We start from the raw sequence: 17,944 nt of genomic DNA on the forward strand, positions 1-17,944 counted from the left end.
TATCATAAAACTTTCAAGAAACCAACAGATAAAAGTGAAATACTTTTACTCATCTTTCCCTCTAATAGGTTGGATTTAGCACCTTAGATTATAAGTCATCTGGTTGCTAAGGTTTCACAGGGCCAATCCCTCCACCTTTCTTGATAAGTTATGCAAAGGTAATGTTAAAAAATGAAAACGCAAACAATACTCTATCAATTTCATAGAGTTATTGAATTAACAACGAAATATCCAATTCTTGGCTTTCGTCTAAATTCATCATCGCATTGATTCGTTTGAATGATTTAAAATTAACTAAATCTGAAACTTTTATATTTTTCTGAATGATTTCGCCTGATTGTAACAAAGCTTCTCGCATTGTCCCTTTCAACAGAAAAGTTCGTGGCGTGATCCATTGAGAACCGTCAAAAAAAACAATATTCGAATAAATACAATCTGTAATATAATTTGATTTTACCAAGACCAAATCATCTGTTTTTGACTCTTTTAAATATTCATCAAAAAACCAACGATCTAAATATTTGTAGGAATAATCAATTTTATTTTCGATCTCAAAAAGTTGAATACTTTCAATGGGTTTGATTTGATACGATTGAAATTCTACCGATTGAATTTCACGATCATAAACAATTCTAACTTTATATTTTTCGTCCGTTAAATCTGTAGGAAACTTAATAATTTCGTCCAATAAAATCGGATTGATTTCAGTAAAATTATCATTTCTTGTTCGATCAAATCTCGCTTGATGAAATTCTAAATTTCGAAGTTGTTTGTTTACACAACAAATCGATTCAATAAATTGGAACATACACTTTTTGTATTAATTCTTCGTACTCTGCTTTTGCCTTACTTTTTGCTGTTATTCCTCCTCCACTCTTGAAAAATAATTCACCTTGATTATTTTCGATGAAACGAATCATCACAGCACTATCAAGATTTTCGCCATCAAAAACACCAAAAACTCCTGTATAAAAATTTCGATGATACTTCTCGGCTTCTAAAATAATTTCAACGGTTTTCTTTTTGGGCGCACCGCAAATAGAACCAGCAGGTAAAAGTTGATCGAAAATCGTTCCTAAATTTTGATAATAATCATCATTCAAATCGCCTTTTATCTCAGAACTCACTTGCAAAAGTGTTGCATCATTTGTCTTCACCTCATCCATGTAGCGATAATTTATCACCTCAACATTTTCGGAAACAAGACTCAAATCATTTCTGATTAAATCGACAATTGTTGCATGTTCGGCAGCTTCTTTTTCATCATTCAAAATAAGTTGCTTCGCATTTAGAATCGAGGCATCAATGGTTCCTTTCATTGGATTTGAAAAGATTTTTTGATCTTCAATTTTCACAAAACGTTCGGGAGAAAAACAAACAAATTCGTTTTTATATTTCAGTTTATATTTTGCTTCAGAAAACTGAAAAATTTCGTGTAAAGTCAAATCAGTTTCAATTTTTGTTGGAAGCGTTAAATTCGTTAAATATGAATTTCCAAACAAAAGATTATCGTGAACATAATTGAATTTTGGCAAATATTCGTCGAAAGAAATCGGGAATTTATTGAATTTAAAATCTTTCTGAAAAGATTCTTTTTTTGTTGAATCTACTTCAAATTTTATCTCATCAGGTAATTCATTTAACGGAACTACTTCTCCATTTTCTTTCAAAAAATCGATCATAAAAAAAAAGGGAACTTTTGCAGCTCCCAATTCATTCATTTTCGTAAAAATCGAATGCTTTGCTAACATTCGATAAAATTAATATTATTCTTGGTTTGTACCAAGTAGATCAATTTCTGTTTTTTCATCATCTGTCAAAATCATATCTTTTAACATAAAATAAACCATCATATAGCCAATTGGATAAGTTGCTAACGCACCTACATAACAAGCAATAGCTCCTATTGAAGCAACCAGACTAACAACAATAGCTATTAGAACCATCCACCAAAAATTCTTTTTTACGATTGCATAAGAAGTTTTCATTGCGTCAATAGCGCTCATATTTCCATAATGAATAAGATACGGAGCCAGATAAATACACGCTTGTAAGAACAATAAAAATACTGTCGCCACTAAGATGTATAACATACCAAAAAGCGATGAACCAATCATTAATGCTGGGTTTACATTTTCGGGATCATTAAACATAAGTGGTAAAAAAGAAAAAATAATGTATGGTAACATTACAACTATTGCGACTCCCATTACGATAAGTGTTAAAAGGAAATAGCTTCCTATATTTTTGAAACCTCCAAAAAAGTCACCTAGCTCTAACGACATTTTGTTTTCGGCACGTTCTGCACCAATCATAAATCCCATTATAAGTGGATACATCACAAAAAGCAATCCGATTATAGTGAAGGAAGTAAACATATAAATAATAGCTGCAACAAGAGCATAAATAACAAATGGCTGCCAATTATTTTGAAAAAGTTCTAATGATTGATTGAAATATTTCCCGATATCAAATTGGAATTTATTGTTTTTGTAATATTCAATTTTGTTGTAGTCTAATGTTTTCATCTTAACGTTGGTTTAATTGAAATTAATGTAAATTTGCTTGATTAGTAGAATAAAATTAATAATTGGTACAACATGAATGCAAACGATTTATTATCAATCATAAAAAATAGACGCTCTATATTTCCTCCGCAATACAATCAAGAAGAAATTACGCGCGAAGAATTGAATCAAATTTTTGATGCAGCAAATTGGGCGCCATCTCATAAAAAAACAGAACCTTGGCGTTTTGTCGTTTTAGAAGGGCCTGCAAAAGACCGTTTCCGCGAATACGTAAAGCGTGTTTATGTGCAAGGAACGCCAACAGATCAATTGAGCGACAGAAAAATAAATGCATTAATTGAGAAATGTGATAAGTCGAATAAAATTGTATTAATCAATTTTATCAACACAGAAAAAAATCCTGAATGGGAAGAATTAGCTGCTACTTCTATGGCAGTTCAGAATATGTGGTTAATGGCAAGTGCGCTAAAGATTGGTGCATATTGGTCTTCTCCAGCAAATATTATCGCCAATGTTGATGAGTTTACAACTATGGAAGAAGGTGAAAAATGTGTTGGTGTTTTCTATATGGGAAAATTTGATGGAGAAATCCCAGAAGCTATTCGTCAACCAATCGAAGATAAAGTGAGATTTTTAGAATATTAAAAATCTTCTGAAAATAATTTGAGAAAGACTACTATTTTTTAGTGGTCTTTTTTATTAAATAGAAAATCAACTCTTTATGATTTTTGTATATTTGAATAAATACTTTAATATGAAATACATGAAATCGATTTTTAACTACTTATTAGTTGTAATCTCTATTAGTTTTTTTACATCTTGCAAAAACTCTAATCTGCCTGTTTACAACGATCCAATCCCGAAACACGAAACATTTACAATTGATTCTAAAATTCTAAATGAAAAACGAGTTATTAATGTTTGGGTTCCAATAGAATATTCGACTTCTCAGGATTCGTTATCCGTTTTGTATATGCCTGATGGCGGAACAAAAGAAGATTTTCCACATATTGCAAACACATTAGATAGTTTGATTACTTCGAAAAAAATAAAACCAGTTATTTTGGTTGGAATAGAAAATATACAACGTCGCAAAGATTTGAGTCCACCAACTGAAAATGAAGAAGATAAAAAAATAGCCGATGTTGTGGGAGGTTCTAATGAATTTAGAAGCTTTGTCAAGGATGAGTTATTTCCTGAAATCACGAAAAAGTATCGCACTAAAAATAATAAAGGAATTATTGGCGAATCGTTGGCTGGATTATTTATTATGGAAACGTTCCTGAAACAACCCGAAATGTTTGATTATTATATCGCAATTGATCCTTCACTTTGGTGGAACGATCACAAAATGCTATTAAATGCAAAAAATGATTTAGCTAAATTTCCTTTAACTCCAAAAAAGTTATGGTTTGCAGGATCTGGAGCAAGTGATATTTTGCCTTATACAGATGATTTGAAGAATATTTTAACACAAGAAAAACTTCCAAACCTAAAATGGAATTATTCTCCAGAACCGAAAGAAGAACATGCTACAATTTACAGAGCAACTAAAGAAAAAGCACTGATTTGGAGTATTGGTAAATAAAATTTATCTGATAAACAAAAAACCCTCACTTCAAATGAAGTGAGGGTTTTTTATGCGATTCGTTTTCCTAAAATAGTTAAACTTCTTTCTATTCCGTCTAAAATTGCAATATTGGGATAATTTCCCCAATCTTCGAAACCAAAATGTTTGAATAGTTTTAAACTTGGTTCATTATGCGAAAAAATAAAACCTAAAATCGTTTTAATTCCAAATTCTGCTGCTTTCGTAATGCTATATTCCAACACTTGTTTTCCTAAACCTTTTCCACGTTGCATAGCATCTAAATAAATGCTAATTTCTACAGTTGCATCATAAGCTGGTCTTCCATAAAAAGATTGAAAACTTACCCAACCTACAATGTCTTTCAATTCATTTTCTACAACCCAAAGTGGTCTTTTTTCAGGTGAATGTTCTTCGAACCATTTTGCTTTACTTTCAACTGAAACTGGTTCTGTATCGGCAGTTACTAATCGCGAAGCTATTGTAGAATTATAAATTTCTGTTATTTTTTCTAAATCGCTTCGTTTAGCATCTCTGTATGTTAACATCTAAATTTTTAAATTTTATTCTCTTTTTGATTTTAAAAAGGAATATTCTTTTTCATCGCCATCATATAGCCCAAATGCATTGCTTCGTGAATATTGTTGTACAAAATTGCATCTTCAATCGATTCTAACGTCATACCAAAACTTGTTTTATATGATCGATAATACGATAGTTTTTCCGAACGATAATCCTTGAACATCTGCATTGGTGTACTTTCCAACATTTCCTTCAATTCTGTCACATCTTCTTCCGTTACTTCCGTATTTCCGATTGTTCCTTTTTTATACTTCTGAATAAACTGAATATCGACCAACATCCTATTATCGGTTAAATAATAATGGATCAATTGCTGTGTTGCCAAAACGTGAGCCGCATTCCAAAACAAATTGTTTTTATAGCCAACAGGTATATAAAGTAGTTGTTTCAGAGAGTGTTGTTCAAGCTCATCAATAATCTGTTTTCTTATATTCGTCAGATAAATAATATGCTCTTCCATAGTCAGATTTAAAGTTTAAATATACATCAAATTAAGTCTATTTATCAAATTATAAAGCAAAACAATTAAAATCACGTTTTTAGATTATTTAAAGTCTTTGATTCTTCGTAATTTTGTCTCATTAAAATTAAAAGATGGCTTACACAAGAGATCAAATATATCAAGTATTAGAAGAATTAGGTATTCGCAATTGGATGCGTAACGCTCAAGTGATGGGAAATGATATTATATTGGATATTGTTTCTCCTTCGCCTGCAATGCACGAACGCAAGCGTTTGGAAATTGCGTTGAAAAATGCATTTAAAGAAAATTTACCTGAGTCAAATCTTAAACTTAACATTTCTGTTGAAGTTGAAGAAAAAAATCCGAACGAAATCAAAGGTTCTGAATTGCCAGGTGTTAAAAATATTATCGCTGTAGCATCAGGTAAAGGTGGTGTTGGTAAATCTACTGTTTCATCAAACTTAGCAATAAGTTTAGCAAACATGGGATTCAAGGTAGGTTTATTAGATGCTGATATCTACGGACCTTCTATGCCAATTATGTTCGATTGTCAAGATGCTCGTCCATATTCTGTAGAAGTTAATGGAAAAACGAAAATAAAACCAGTAGAAGCTTACGGAATTAAATTATTATCAATTGGATTCTTTGCTGATACAGATCAAGCAATTGTTTGGAGAGGACCGATGGCTGCAAAAGCATTGAATCAAATGATTCGTGATGCACATTGGGGAGAATTAGATTTCTTATTAATCGACTTACCTCCAGGAACAGGTGACATTCATTTATCTATCGTTCAACAAGTTCCAATTACAGGAGCTGTTGTAGTTTCTACGCCTCAAAATATTGCATTAGCAGATGCAAAAAAAGGAGTTGGAATGTTCCAAATGGAAGCGATTAATGTTCCAGTTTTAGGAATTGTAGAAAATATGGCGTATTTTACACCAGAAGAATTACCTAACAACAAATATTATATCTTTGGACAAAATGGTGCAAAGAACTTAGCAGAACAAATTGGTGTTCCTTTCTTAGGCGAAATTCCAATTGTACAATCTATTCGCGAAGCTGCTGACGTTGGTCGTCCAGCTGCAATGCAAGAAGATACTGTTGTAGCTAATGTTTACAAAGAAATTGCACGTAACGCAGTACAAAGTTTAGTAGAACGTAACAATACTTTGCCTCCAACAGAAGCCGTTCGTATTACAACGATGGCAGGTTGTTCGGCAAAAAATTAAAAAAAGTAAAAGATCATGACTCCAGAAGAAAAATATTCAGAAGTTGAAAAGGCCTTAACTGAAATTAGACCATTCTTAAATTCAGATGGAGGCGATATCGAATTAGTATCTGTAGAAGATAATATTGTAAAAGTTCGCCTTACAGGTGCATGTATAGCATGTTCTGTCAACCAAATGACCTTAAAGTCTGGTGTTGAAATGACCATCAAAAAATATGTTCCAGAAATAGTTTCGGTTATCAATGTTTCAGATTTTGAAACTTCAACTGAAGCAGATCAAATATCTTCCTTAAAAGAAGAAAATTAGAATATCATTAGATTCTCATAAATTAAAACGCCTTTATATCAATTTATAAAGGCGTTTTATTATTTTTGGCAAACAATTTGAATCTTAACCTCAAAACCAAAAATTCAAAATGAAAAAATATATTTTATTTTTTACTTTTATTGTCCTTTCATTTGCATTGCCTTTAAATGCTCAAAACAACTACAAAGTTGGCGAAAATCTAAAATTTAGAGTTCATTATTCTGGATTGAATGCAGGTTTTGCTTCCATTGATGTAAGAGAAGCTACATTGAATGGAAAAAGCCATTATCACATCATAGGAAAAGGAACTTCAACAGGTGCTGTGCGTGCTTTTTTTAAGGTAGATGATAATTACGAATCGTATATTGACAAAACAGATTTGAAACCTACAAAATTTGTTCGAAATATTGTAGAAGGAAGTTACAAACGTCATCAAATCTATTATTTTGATCATGCCAATAGAAAAGCAAAAGTTGAAAATAAACGAGATGGAAAAGTTACAACAGAAACGATTCCTTACGATGCGCAAGATTTACTTTCTGCTTTTTATAGCTTACGTAATGCCAATCATACCACTCTTAAAACAGGAGATTATTTGAACGAAAATATTTTTCTTGGTGATGAAACGCTTAAATTTCGATTGAAAGTTTTGGGACGTGAAACCCTAAAAACAAAATTCGGAAAAATTGCAGCAATCAAAATTCGTCCGTATGTACAATCTGGTCGTGTTTTCAAAGAATCAGAATCGGTTACAATGTGGATTTCTGACGATGATAACTTAGTTCCGCTAAAAATAAAAGCGGGTTTATTAGTTGGATCGTTAAATGCAGATCTAAATGAATATAAAAATTTAAAATATCCTATTACTTTTACGAAGTAAATTGAAAAAGCGAAGTTCGAAATCCGAATTTCGCTTTTTTTTATTTCTCCAAATATTCCAAAAAAACATCACTCGGAATTTCCATTGCACCCAAACTCGCTAAATGTTCGGTATAAACTTGACAATCGATCAATTTATATTTCTTGTGGTATTTTGCAACAAATTGTATAAAACCAGCTTTGGAAGCATTGCTCACTTTCGCAAACATACTTTCTCCACAAAAAACATCGCCCATATCAATTCCATAAAAACCACCAACCAATTCGTCGTTTTGCCAAACTTCAATACTTTTAGCGATTCCCATTTCATGTAACGTACAATATGCTTCGATCATATCATTTGTAATCCACGTTCCGTCCTGATCTTTTCTATACGCTTGCGAACAATTTGTAATCACTTCTCGAAACGCTTTATTTTCTGAATACGTAAATATTTGATCTCGAAAAACTTTCTTCATCGATTTCGAAACATGTAAATTTTCTGGAAATAAAACAAATCGATCTTGTGGAAACCACCAAATAATTGGATCTTCTTCATTAAACCAAGGAAAAATTCCTTTCTGATAAGCCAAAATTAGGCGTTCTGGCGAAAGATCTCCTCCAACAGCTATAATTCCCTCGCTATTCACTTCATCGTAATCAGGAAAGATTAAATCAGAACTTAACCAATACATATCGTTTTGTGTATAATTTATATAAAATTAAAAAAACGTGTCCAATAAAGAACACGTTTAGTATTAATTGATGTTTTTTTACTTAGAATGGTAAATCATCATCATCTCCATTAGAAAAAGTATCAACTGGAGGCGCTGGTGCAAAATTATCGTAACCTTGAGGTGCTTGTGCAGCTGCATTCGCCATATTCTCAATTCTCCACGCTTGGATTGTATTAAAATATCTTGCTACTCCTTCTGGATTAATCCACTCACGACCACGAATATTGATAGAAACTTTCACTTCATCACCAGGTTTGTAAGCATTCAACACATCAGTCTTATCTTGTGTAAGCTCAATTAAAATATCTTGTGGATATTGTTCTTGCGTTGTAACAACAAATTCTCTTTTCTTGAAACTTGCAGTAATATTTTGAGTTTCAAATACTTTCTTAATTCTTCCTGTAATTTCCATTTTTGTAAAAGCTTTGTACAAATTTAGAATGTAAAAAAAGATTAAAAAAATTTTATTTCGAAATTTTGTTAGAAAGAAAACTTGTGTATATTTGCAATCCAAATCGGTGAGATTTTAGCGGGCGTGGTGGAATTGGTAGACACGCTAGACTTAGGATCTAGTGCCGCAAGGTGTGGGAGTTCGAGTCTCCCCGCCCGTACAACAGCAAAGACTTTGAAAAATATTTCAAAGTCTTTTTTTTATGACTTATTACTTTATAATATTTTTTATAAATTTAGATAATTATTTGGTTACAAGTTGTTTGGTATGTATTCGAAAAGAAAAAGAAATTTGAAATCTGGAGGGAGAACTATCCCCATTTTTGAATTTATAGTGGTTGTAATTATCATCATTATTTTGATTTACTTCGCAGTTTTCTAAGGAAATTATTCTTCATTTTTTTAAACATTAATTTATAATTATTTAGAAGAAAAATAGAATCAAATCAAAGAATCTGTTAAGCAAAAATTTGGAGATTAGTTTGATGATGATGCTGAAGATAATGCGAAAAATTATCAGCCACAACCTTAATTGATATAGAAAATGGTTAGAATTTAGATTCTAACCATTTTTTTATGCTTCTATATCTTTATAAAATGTTTTTCTACGTTTATGGATAACCGGATCAAAGTTTTTCCATAATTGTTGCACTTTTGTATTCTCCTCTAGCAAAGGATTGGTCTCTAAAGTTTTAATTCCTCTCGCTATAAATCGATCATAAAGCTCTTTAAAAATCAAGGCGTTAACACCTTTATTTTGATAATGAGGATGAATTCCAATCAAATAAAATTCGACATGATCGTTCTTTTTTTGCGCTTGCATCAAATGCCACCAACCAAATGGGAACAATTTTCCTTTCGTTTTCTGGAAAGCTTTTGAAAATGAAGGCATCGTAATCGCAAAAGCAATCATTTTGTTGTTTTTATCTTTTACACATGAAATAAAATCGGGATGAAGAAATTTTAGATATTTCTTTTTGTAATGCTCAACCTGAAATTTTTCTATCGGAACAAAACTTTGCAATTCTGCATACGTCACATTCAACAAATCGAACATCTCATCTACGTAAGGTAACATTTCGTCAATTGTATCAAATTTATACGTATCTATTTCGTAACGTTTTTTGAGCATTTCACACAATTTATCCATTTGCTTTACCTTGCCCAAATTGGCAATATCAATAGAATATTCTAACCACTCGGCTTTTGGTTGATAACCTAATTCTTGCAAATATATTGGATAATATTCGTAATTATATAAACCGATCAAAGTGGCAACTTTATCAAATCCTTCTGTTAATAATCCAGCTTTATCCATATTCGAAAATCCCATCGGACCTTCTATATAACTCAGTTTATTATTTTTAGCAATGTTTTCAACAGTTGTTAATAAAGCTTTTAAAATGTTGATATCATCTTTAAAAACTAACCAACCAAACCGAATTTTAGTCTTTCCAAGTTCTTTTACTTCGGTCCAATTAATAATCGAAACAATTCGTCCAACGACTTCTTTTCCTTTGTAAGCTAAAAAATAGTTAGCTTCAACCGTCTCAAAAATTGCATTATTTTTATCAAAACTTGCGAGTTCATCTTTCTTTAAAGAAGGCACCCAATACGGATTATCTTTATACACTTCAAAAGGTAAATCGACAAATTTCTTCATTTCACTTGGCGTATTCACCTCTCTTACTTCGATCATATGCTATTAAATTGCGTCTTACAGATTCTAATTTAGGGAGATTTTTTTAGAGAACAATTTTCTCTTCTACAGATTTTCCGTTTTTATCTTTTCCGTAAAATAAAATATAATCAAGCTTTACGGAGATTCCAGCCGTTCCTTTCTTCTGTTTTAAGAAAACACGATTCAGTGTTATCAACTTGTTATTAACAGTTGTTTGAACAATTGGATTTTTTTGAGAATCAAGCTTAAGCGTTAATTTTTGAGTTGGATAAGAAACCAATGTCAACTGAAAAACATTCTTTTCAATTTTCTTAATATCTAAACCATATGCCAATTTCTTTTGTATAGAAGTCAAGGGCTTTTTTGAACCATCTTCAGCATAAAGAATGCGATAAATATCAACTGGATTGTTAGCATCTAAAATTCCTTTGCTCGAAAAAAGTGCATCGTAAACAAACGTATTTTTATTGTCGTTGTGTTGAATGTAAAATAATCTATTTTCTGATTTTGGAGGAACAGGATAACCTTGTTGTGCATTTACAACAAAAGAAAAAAGGATAGAACAAATAATTAATAGGTTTTTCATTGATTGATATTTTTAAAAATAGAAGATAGGAATTATTTGAATGATTATCTAAATCCAAATAAAAAGTTTCGAAACTTTAACTTGTTCAATATTATTTTGATCAAGAAAATCTTGCGGAAATTTGATTAAATCTGAAATTGGAATAATTTCATCATTCTGAATAAAATTATATTTACCATGACCAGTTTGATATTTAGAACTTTTATTAGAAACTTCGTGATTGATTTCAATCATTTCATCTTCTAAATCAATAGTAATTTCTGTTTCTTTTTCTACAACTAACAAAGCCTTTTTATTCCTGAAAAAATAAATTTCGCGCTTAGATTCCTTTAAGAGATGATTGTAAGTATTGACAACTGGAATGGTAAAAAAAAAGAATAGTATCAAAAAAATCATTCCAATAATTATGTTAGTTAAAATGAAATCTGTCACAAACAATAATTGATAAGCTATAAATAAAAAAGTAAGACAAAGAATTGCAAAAAGAATCATATTAAAAACTGAAATATAGCTTAAAAAACCAATTTTGACGCGAATAACTTCATCATTTTCGTGTTTATATTCTTTTTGAGACTCAATGATAAATAAAATAATTGGTAAAAAGATTATCCACAAAAGTAAGATGATGAAAATCGAATTTTCTGTACTCATTTTTTATTTTTTTATTTTCTCTTTGACGAATTCTACAATAATTGGAACCAAAGAAAACACAATAATTGCCATTACGACAATTTCGAAATTGTTTTTGATAAATGGAATTGTTCCAAGGAAATAGCCAGCCAATGTAATCCCGAAAACCCAAATTGTTCCTCCGATAAAATTATATTTGATAAATGTGCCATAATGCATTTTAGAAATCCCTGCAACGAAAGGTGCAAGCGTTCTTACAATCGGAACAAAACGTGCAATTACAATGGTTTTTGAACCATATTTTGTAAAGAAATCTTCGGTCTTTAGTATCGCAGAATCTTTAATAATTCGTTTACCGAAAATTTTAGTTGTAACTAATTTCGTTCCTAAGGTTTTCCCAATCGTATAATTGACTGTGTCGCCTGCAATTGCCGCGATCCAAAGTAAACCTAATACAATATAAATATTGAGTTGAGCTGGAAAAGCCGCAGCTAACATCCCTGCTGCAAATAAAAGCGAATCGCCAGGTAAAAAAGGCATGACAACCAAACCTGTTTCGATAAAGATTAAGAGAAATAAAATCAAGTAAAACCAATGTTGATAATCATTCAAAATGGTTTCTAAATATTTATCGATATGTAGAATATAATCTAAAATTTCCATGATTTAAAGGTATAAAAAAACTCGACCGAAGTCGAGTTAAGTTTTTATAGTTATTCTTGTTCAGCTACCTTTTTTTTGCCGAACTTTTCTTTGATAATTTCCACTAAAATTGGAAGTACAGAAGCGATTGTTATTCCTAAAATTACTTTAGAAAAATTATTTTGAACCCATTCTATATTTCCTAAAAAGTATCCAATAAGTGTTAAACCAACAACCCATAACACGGCTCCAATCACATTATATGTAATGAAAATAGAGTATCCCATTCTCCCAATTCCTGCAACGAAAGGCGCTAAAGTTCTTACAATTGGTACAAAACGTGCAATTACAATGGTTTTTGAACCGTATTTTTCGTAGAATTCGTGCGTTTTATTGATATGTTCTTCTTGGATGAAATTTTTACCAAAAATCTTAACTTTAGTTGCTTTGTAACCAACTTTCTTTCCGATGGTATAATTCAATGTATCACCGAGTATCGCGGCCACCAAAAGAATTGCAATCATAATCCACACATTCATATCATTTGTTTCTTGTGCAGCTAACATCCCTGCCGCAAACAACAATGAATCTCCAGGTAAAAAAGGCATCACAACTACACCTGTTTCCACGAAAATGATTAAAAATAAAATTGCATACAACCACAAACCATATTCATTTGCAAACTCTGCTAAATGTTGGTCGATATGCATAATAAAGTCAAAAAGACTCATAAATACTTCCATAAAAGTTGATTAAATTTCCGAAGCATTAAATGCATTTTTGATATGATTTACGCTCCAAGATTGTTGTTTTTTTAAAAGTGCTAAAATATCAAATCTTACCTCAGAAATAAAATTATTTTTCTGAATAAAATCATCTGCGGCAAGAATTAACAATTTCTTCTTCTTTGTGTTAATAGAACTTTCTGGCTCCGCAACATAATTTGAAGTACGACTCTTAACCTCTATAATAACAATCTCATTTTCAAATTGAGCAATAATATCGATTTCGGCTTTTCTGTAAAAATAATTTCGAGCCAATATTTTGTATCCATTTTGGATTAAATAATTAACGGCAAAATCTTCTGCTTCTTTTCCGAAATCGTAACTAATACTCATTCAAAAAAATTATTTTGTTCCGTACAAACGATCTCCAGCATCACCTAAACCTGGAACGATGTATCCATTTTCATTCAATTTTTCATCCAAAGCAGCCAAGAAAATTGGAACTTCTGGATAAACATTTTGTACTGCCTCCACTCCTTCTGGACAACCAACTAAACAAGCCAAACGAACAGATTTCGCTCCTTTCTCTTTTAGAATTTCGATTGCTTTGATTGCAGAACCTCCTGTTGCTAACATTGGATCAACCAAAATCACATCGCGAGAATCTAAATCTGTTGGGAGTTTACACAAGTATTCAACTGGTTGTAATGTATCATGATCGCGGTAAAGCCCAATATGACCAACTTTAGCGGTAGGAATTAATTGATGAATTCCTTTTACCATTCCCAATCCTGCACGTAAAATTGGAACGATAACCATATCATTTCCTTTTAATTTGTAACCGATTGTTTTGGTAATTGGCGTTTCAACTTCTACTTCTTCAAGCTCGATGTTACGTGTAATTTCGTAACACATCAAACCTGAAATTTCGTCTACTAATTCACCAAATTCTTTCGTTGTTGTGTTTTTATCACGCATTTGCGTAATTTTTGCTTTTACCAACGGGTGAGAAATGACTGTTAAATTATCTTGTTTCATATATGTTTGTATAATGATGCAAAGTTACATTATTTGAAGTAACATTTAACTGAACTTTTGCACCCATTTTTAGCGCAACATTGTGTCCTGTATGTCCTGCAGGAAATCCGAAAGCGATTGGAATATTTATTTTTTTTGTAAAACTATGAATGACTTCATACGTTTTTGGATCGAATGGATGATTGTAGTTTTCAGCATTTTCTTCTTCCGTATCCATGTGCGTAAAGTTCCCTAAAATAATTGCGTTTACATGAGTAAGAATTCCGTTTCGTTTAAGATTCATCAACATTCGATCAACAGCATACCAACTCTCAAACCAATCTTCTAAAAATAAAATCTTATCCGTAGGATTTGTAATCGCAGATTCGCTCCCTAAAAGTGAATAAACAATCGAAAGATTTCCTCCTATTAATTCTCCATTTGCTTCGCCTAAATTATTGTAAGCATGTGATTGAATTTCGTAATTAATTTCATGTCCAAATAGTACTTCATAAATACTTTGATAGGATGTTGGATGATATTCGGTATTTGCTAATTTTTTTGCTGTAACCGCGTGTAAAGTTTGATATCCTAATCGATTAAAATGATTGTGAAAAACAGTGATATCAGAATAACCAATGATCCATTTTGGATTTTTAGTAAACTTCGTTAAATCAAGTTCATCAATAATTTTCACAGAACCATAACCTCCTCTAGCACACCAAATCGCTTTTATCTCATGGTCATCTAATGCCCACTGAAAATCTTCTGTTCTCATTTCATCTGTGCCTGCATATCGATAACCAAAATCATATTCGGCATAAATATTTTTCCCTAAAACTGGAACTAATTTCCAAGATTTTATGAGCTCAATTGTTTCTTCTAATTCTCCTTTGAGCATTCGCTTTGCAGGAGCTACTATTGCTATTTTATCCCCTTCTTTTAAAAAATCAGGCTGAATCATTTTACAAATTTTCATCAAAGGTAAACACAAAAAAAAGACGAACTATAAAAGTTCGTCTTTTTATTATTTATAAAATTTATCTTAGAAATTATATGTAACACCTGCATTCCAAGTTCTACCTAATCCCCAGAAGTAACCATAACCATCTTTACGAGATAAGTATTGATCATTGAATAAGTTTTTAATGTTACCTCTGAATCTAATTTTTTGAGAACCAAATTTAAATTCATAGGTTGCACCTAAATCAACAATTGCATATGGTCTTAAAGGAACATTTAAATAATCATTGCCTTTAAGTTCTGATTTTACAATATCAACTACATTTACATTTTCATATAGTCTCGCGAAATAGTTGAAATCAGTATCAAAAGATAATCCTTTAGCTACATTTACTTTCGTACCCATACCAAATGTAAATTGTGCAGCATTACCAACTTTTACACCATCTAAATTAACAGGTTTATTGTCAATAACAATTGAGCTACTATTTTGATCTTGGATTCTATAATTAGCATTACCATCATATTTCCAATCTCCATATGAAGCATATCCTCTAATAGTCCAATCTCTATTAACTTTTGTATTAAAATCTATTTCTATACCTTTATGTAATTGAGTAATTCCTGTTAATAAGAAACGTACATCTTGTTGAACAAAATCCTCACCAACATAGTATCCATTTGCTGTATAAGAATCTGCACGATTTTCCCACTTAGTATAATAAGCATTAATATTAACATTTAAGTTTCGAGTCATATATTTATATCCAGCCTCTAAACCTAAGATCTCTTCGTTATCAATTGCTGGATCGATGAAACTAACTGTATTTTGCATAAAAACATTATCTAAGAATGCTTGACGAGAATATTTACCAGCGTTAACAAAAATTTTGTTTTCTTGAGTAATATTCAATGCTATACCTCCTTTAATGTTCCATCCAGTTTTATTGCGAACTTTAGATTTTGCCTCTCCATTTTTATAAGAAACAACTCCACTAACAACATCTTTGTGGTCAGCGTTATAATTCCAACGGTCAAATTTTTGGTAAGACTGATTAGAAATAGCTCCTTGAACAAAAGCAGAGAAGATGTCATTAGAATACTCTACTTGTCCAAAACCACCTTGATAGTTAATTTTTTCCGAGTTATCGTAATTTACACGATCTTCTTTATCAGCTGAATTAAATAAAGAAGCCCATGGTTTCGCTTTATATGTATTAGTTATTAAATTGTTTGATCTATTTTTGTTATTTTCTTGACGACCATTCAATCCTAAATAATTTACAACCTGCTGGAAGTGATCACCTTCATAGAAACGCACATCTGCTCCTACGTTAAAAGCCCAACCTGTTTTTGTATCATAGTTGAAGTTTGTTACTCCTCCGTACCATAAATGATTATTAACAGAAGCTCTCAAAACCATCCCTTTAGAAGATGATGAAGATGTTCCTGAACCAATACCTCCAGCAATAGTTTTATTATATCTTTCAACCTCATTCCAGTTAATAGCCCCGTCTTGAGTAAATACATTATAGCCATCTTGAGATAAACTAAATAATCCTCTACCTAAATTACCTGTTCCTCCACCACGTCCCATAGACGCATATAAAACTGTAGATAAAGATGCATTTTCATTAATTGTCCAATCCCAGTTTAAATTTGTTACTGGTTTGTGGTAATAATTTGTTCTTAACGATAATGGTTCTCCATTGTAAAAACCATAGTTAGAATTACCTTTACGACCAGTCATATCATAACCTGGAGTGTTTACAGATCCATTTTTATTATAAGTTGTCGTTAAAGGCTTAGAGTAATTTTGATCATGCTCTTGTGGTGCTCCAAATAACATCCAGTTGAATTGGTGACGATCATTTGGTTTGTACCCAACAGACACAAAATATGATTGTCCTTCTCCTCCTGTTCCACGTGCATATTTACGATGAGCAGTCCAATAATCTAATAAAATAGAAGCTCCCCATTTACCTTTCATTCCTGTATTATACCCTACAGTCGCTTTTTGGTAAGAGTCATTTCCAGCTACATAACGAACAAATCCTCCTTGTCTTAATTCGGTTGCTTTTGTTACAATATTAACTGTTCCACCTACTGAAGAAATAGCTAATTTAGAAGAACCCAAACCACGTTGAACGTCAATAACGTTTGCAACATCAGTCATAGAAGACCAGTTTGACCAATATACATTACCATCTTCCATACCATTTATTGGCTGTCCGTTTAATAAGTAAGCTGTATTTGACTGATCGAAACCACGTAAAAACATTTTAGCATCTCCAAATCCAGAAGCTTGGTCAGCCACATAAACAGACGGAGAATTTTTCATGATTTCAGGAAATTCAACATTACCAACTGCTTTATCTTGAATTTCTTCTCTTGTGATAATTGTATTAGCAACTGGTGTTTTACGATTTTCCGCAACATCAATAACTCCTTTACCAATGATTAATGTTTCTCCTAAAGATACGTTTTCGTCCTGTTCAACCTTTGTAGAATCTGTTGGTTCAACAACTTGGGCGAAAGATAATGATGCCATTAAGGCAAAAGCTCCTACAAGTAAAAGCTTAGTTGAGTTTAACCTCATCTTTTGAAATAGTTTAAAAGTTTACTTTCGCAAAGTTCTACACTTTAAATGAGATTATTGTTAAATTATGGTAAATTTTTAAACTTTTCTTGAATAACTTAAATATTAATTATCATATCAATAAAATCCCCCCTTAAAAACAAACAATAAACTAAATTACATGAAAAAAAATTGAAGATTTTTAAATATTTTTAAACATTTAATCAAAATTTAACATAATAAAAACATTAAAAATTAACATTTTTTTCTTGTTTTAGATTGTTATTTTTCATTTTAAAAAGAGAAAAGTAATTAAAATTTCACTATTTAGAATCAGTATTAATAAAATATTATCCAATAACTTTTTTATTTATAAGC

At 31.3% G+C, this 17,944-nt stretch carries 21 protein-coding genes, 1 tRNA gene and 1 riboswitch; of the genes, 6 read left to right on the plus strand and 16 right to left on the minus strand.

All coding sequences use genetic code 11. The features are described from left to right. Positions 1-46: 46 nt before the first annotated feature. A riboswitch (SAM riboswitch) is annotated at positions 47-150 on the minus strand. Positions 151-208: 58 nt separating this feature from the next. Genes B3578_RS08320 through B3578_RS08330 form a run of 3 tightly spaced genes read right to left on the minus strand, consistent with a single transcriptional unit; the run spans position 209 to position 2,528 of the window. Then, on the minus strand, positions 209-808 hold the full coding sequence (locus tag B3578_RS08320; RefSeq protein WP_114998715.1) for an aminotransferase class IV: 600 nt from the start codon (positions 806-808) through the stop codon (positions 209-211). After that, positions 792-1,751 (minus strand): aminodeoxychorismate synthase component I, encoded by a 960-nt coding sequence (locus tag B3578_RS08325; protein ID WP_221855634.1) that lies wholly within the window; start codon positions 1,749-1,751, stop codon positions 792-794. The genes B3578_RS08320 and B3578_RS08325 overlap by 17 nt, the downstream gene beginning before the upstream one ends. A gap of 15 nt (positions 1,752-1,766) precedes the next feature. After that, positions 1,767-2,528, minus strand: a complete 762-nt coding sequence (locus B3578_RS08330) for a hypothetical protein (RefSeq protein WP_291047797.1) — start codon at positions 2,526-2,528, stop codon at positions 1,767-1,769. A 72-nt stretch (positions 2,529-2,600) separates the two neighbouring features. Between B3578_RS08330 and B3578_RS08335 the strand changes: the two genes are divergently transcribed. Continuing rightward, positions 2,601-3,173 (plus strand): nitroreductase family protein, encoded by a 573-nt coding sequence (locus B3578_RS08335; RefSeq protein ID WP_291047799.1) that lies wholly within the window; start codon positions 2,601-2,603, stop codon positions 3,171-3,173. A 109-nt stretch (positions 3,174-3,282) separates the two neighbouring features. Continuing rightward, positions 3,283-4,116: an alpha/beta hydrolase gene (locus B3578_RS08340; RefSeq protein ID WP_291047801.1), complete on the plus strand. Its 834-nt coding sequence runs from the start codon at positions 3,283-3,285 to the stop codon at positions 4,114-4,116. 50 nt (positions 4,117-4,166) lie between these two features. Here the strand turns inward: B3578_RS08340 and B3578_RS08345 are convergent, their stop codons facing one another. After that, a complete protein-coding gene (locus tag B3578_RS08345; RefSeq protein WP_114998707.1) occupies positions 4,167-4,664 on the minus strand; it encodes a GNAT family N-acetyltransferase in 498 nt (165 codons plus the stop codon). Between the two features lie 32 nt (positions 4,665-4,696). Continuing rightward, the gene (locus tag B3578_RS08350; RefSeq protein WP_038336414.1) at positions 4,697-5,158 is read right to left on the minus strand and encodes a DinB family protein; all 462 of its coding nucleotides are present in this window, start codon (positions 5,156-5,158) and stop codon (positions 4,697-4,699) included. A 134-nt stretch (positions 5,159-5,292) separates the two neighbouring features. On the opposite strand from B3578_RS08350, the gene B3578_RS08355 reads away from it, so the two are divergent. From B3578_RS08355 to B3578_RS08365, 3 genes are all read left to right on the plus strand, one after another. Next, positions 5,293-6,393 carry an Mrp/NBP35 family ATP-binding protein gene (locus tag B3578_RS08355; protein ID WP_114998705.1) on the plus strand — a complete coding sequence of 367 codons (1,101 nt, stop codon included), beginning with the start codon at positions 5,293-5,295 and terminating at the stop codon, positions 6,391-6,393. A 15-nt stretch (positions 6,394-6,408) separates the two neighbouring features. Further along, positions 6,409-6,699 (plus strand): NifU family protein, encoded by a 291-nt coding sequence (locus tag B3578_RS08360; RefSeq protein ID WP_114998704.1) that lies wholly within the window; start codon positions 6,409-6,411, stop codon positions 6,697-6,699. Between the two features lie 109 nt (positions 6,700-6,808). Continuing rightward, entirely contained in the window at positions 6,809-7,579 is a 771-nt protein-coding gene (locus tag B3578_RS08365; protein ID WP_114998702.1) for a DUF3108 domain-containing protein, read from the plus strand. A 40-nt stretch (positions 7,580-7,619) separates the two neighbouring features. On the opposite strand, the gene aat is transcribed toward B3578_RS08365, so the two are convergent. Both aat and B3578_RS08375 read right to left on the minus strand, forming a co-directional pair. After that, positions 7,620-8,252, minus strand: a complete 633-nt coding sequence (gene aat / locus B3578_RS08370; protein ID WP_114998700.1) for a leucyl/phenylalanyl-tRNA--protein transferase — start codon at positions 8,250-8,252, stop codon at positions 7,620-7,622. Between the two features lie 82 nt (positions 8,253-8,334). Next, positions 8,335-8,706: a DUF3127 domain-containing protein gene (locus B3578_RS08375; protein ID WP_019976879.1), complete on the minus strand. Its 372-nt coding sequence runs from the start codon at positions 8,704-8,706 to the stop codon at positions 8,335-8,337. A 117-nt stretch (positions 8,707-8,823) separates the two neighbouring features. Between B3578_RS08375 and B3578_RS08380 the strand changes: the two genes are divergently transcribed. Next, positions 8,824-8,905, plus strand: a tRNA-Leu gene (locus B3578_RS08380). 413 nt (positions 8,906-9,318) lie between these two features. On the opposite strand, the gene B3578_RS08385 is transcribed toward B3578_RS08380, so the two are convergent. The 9 genes from B3578_RS08385 to B3578_RS08425 all read right to left on the minus strand — a co-directional run bounded on the left by B3578_RS08385 (position 9,319) and on the right by B3578_RS08425 (position 17,587). Further along, positions 9,319-10,443: a GNAT family N-acetyltransferase gene (locus tag B3578_RS08385; protein ID WP_291047809.1), complete on the minus strand. Its 1,125-nt coding sequence runs from the start codon at positions 10,441-10,443 to the stop codon at positions 9,319-9,321. A gap of 46 nt (positions 10,444-10,489) precedes the next feature. Further along, positions 10,490-11,011, minus strand: a complete 522-nt coding sequence (locus B3578_RS08390) for a DUF4833 domain-containing protein (RefSeq protein WP_286495691.1) — start codon at positions 11,009-11,011, stop codon at positions 10,490-10,492. 48 nt (positions 11,012-11,059) lie between these two features. Continuing rightward, the gene (locus B3578_RS08395; protein ID WP_125349578.1) at positions 11,060-11,662 is read right to left on the minus strand and encodes a hypothetical protein; all 603 of its coding nucleotides are present in this window, start codon (positions 11,660-11,662) and stop codon (positions 11,060-11,062) included. A 3-nt stretch (positions 11,663-11,665) separates the two neighbouring features. Further along, the gene (locus B3578_RS08400) at positions 11,666-12,304 is read right to left on the minus strand and encodes a VTT domain-containing protein (protein WP_114998694.1); all 639 of its coding nucleotides are present in this window, start codon (positions 12,302-12,304) and stop codon (positions 11,666-11,668) included. 50 nt (positions 12,305-12,354) lie between these two features. Beyond that, positions 12,355-13,026 carry a DedA family protein gene (locus tag B3578_RS08405; RefSeq protein ID WP_180905395.1) on the minus strand — a complete coding sequence of 224 codons (672 nt, stop codon included), beginning with the start codon at positions 13,024-13,026 and terminating at the stop codon, positions 12,355-12,357. 9 nt (positions 13,027-13,035) lie between these two features. Beyond that, complete coding sequence (locus B3578_RS08410; protein ID WP_114998692.1) at positions 13,036-13,401, minus strand: YraN family protein; 366 nt, start codon at positions 13,399-13,401, stop codon at positions 13,036-13,038. 9 nt (positions 13,402-13,410) lie between these two features. Next, positions 13,411-14,046 (minus strand): uracil phosphoribosyltransferase, encoded by a 636-nt coding sequence (gene upp / locus B3578_RS08415; RefSeq protein ID WP_180905396.1) that lies wholly within the window; start codon positions 14,044-14,046, stop codon positions 13,411-13,413. Further along, positions 14,033-14,989, minus strand: coding sequence for a S66 peptidase family protein (locus B3578_RS08420; RefSeq protein ID WP_291047815.1), 957 nt, complete (start codon positions 14,987-14,989; stop codon positions 14,033-14,035). Before B3578_RS08420 ends, upp begins: the two co-directional genes overlap by 14 nt. Positions 14,990-15,070: 81 nt before the next feature. Beyond that, entirely contained in the window at positions 15,071-17,587 is a 2,517-nt protein-coding gene (locus tag B3578_RS08425; protein WP_291047817.1) for a TonB-dependent receptor, read from the minus strand. Positions 17,588-17,944: the final 357 nt, after the last annotated feature.

It is taken from the genome of Empedobacter sp. UBA1574 (assembly GCF_002322895.1).
GTDB classification, from domain to species: Bacteria; Bacteroidota; Bacteroidia; order Flavobacteriales; family Weeksellaceae; genus Empedobacter; species Empedobacter falsenii_B.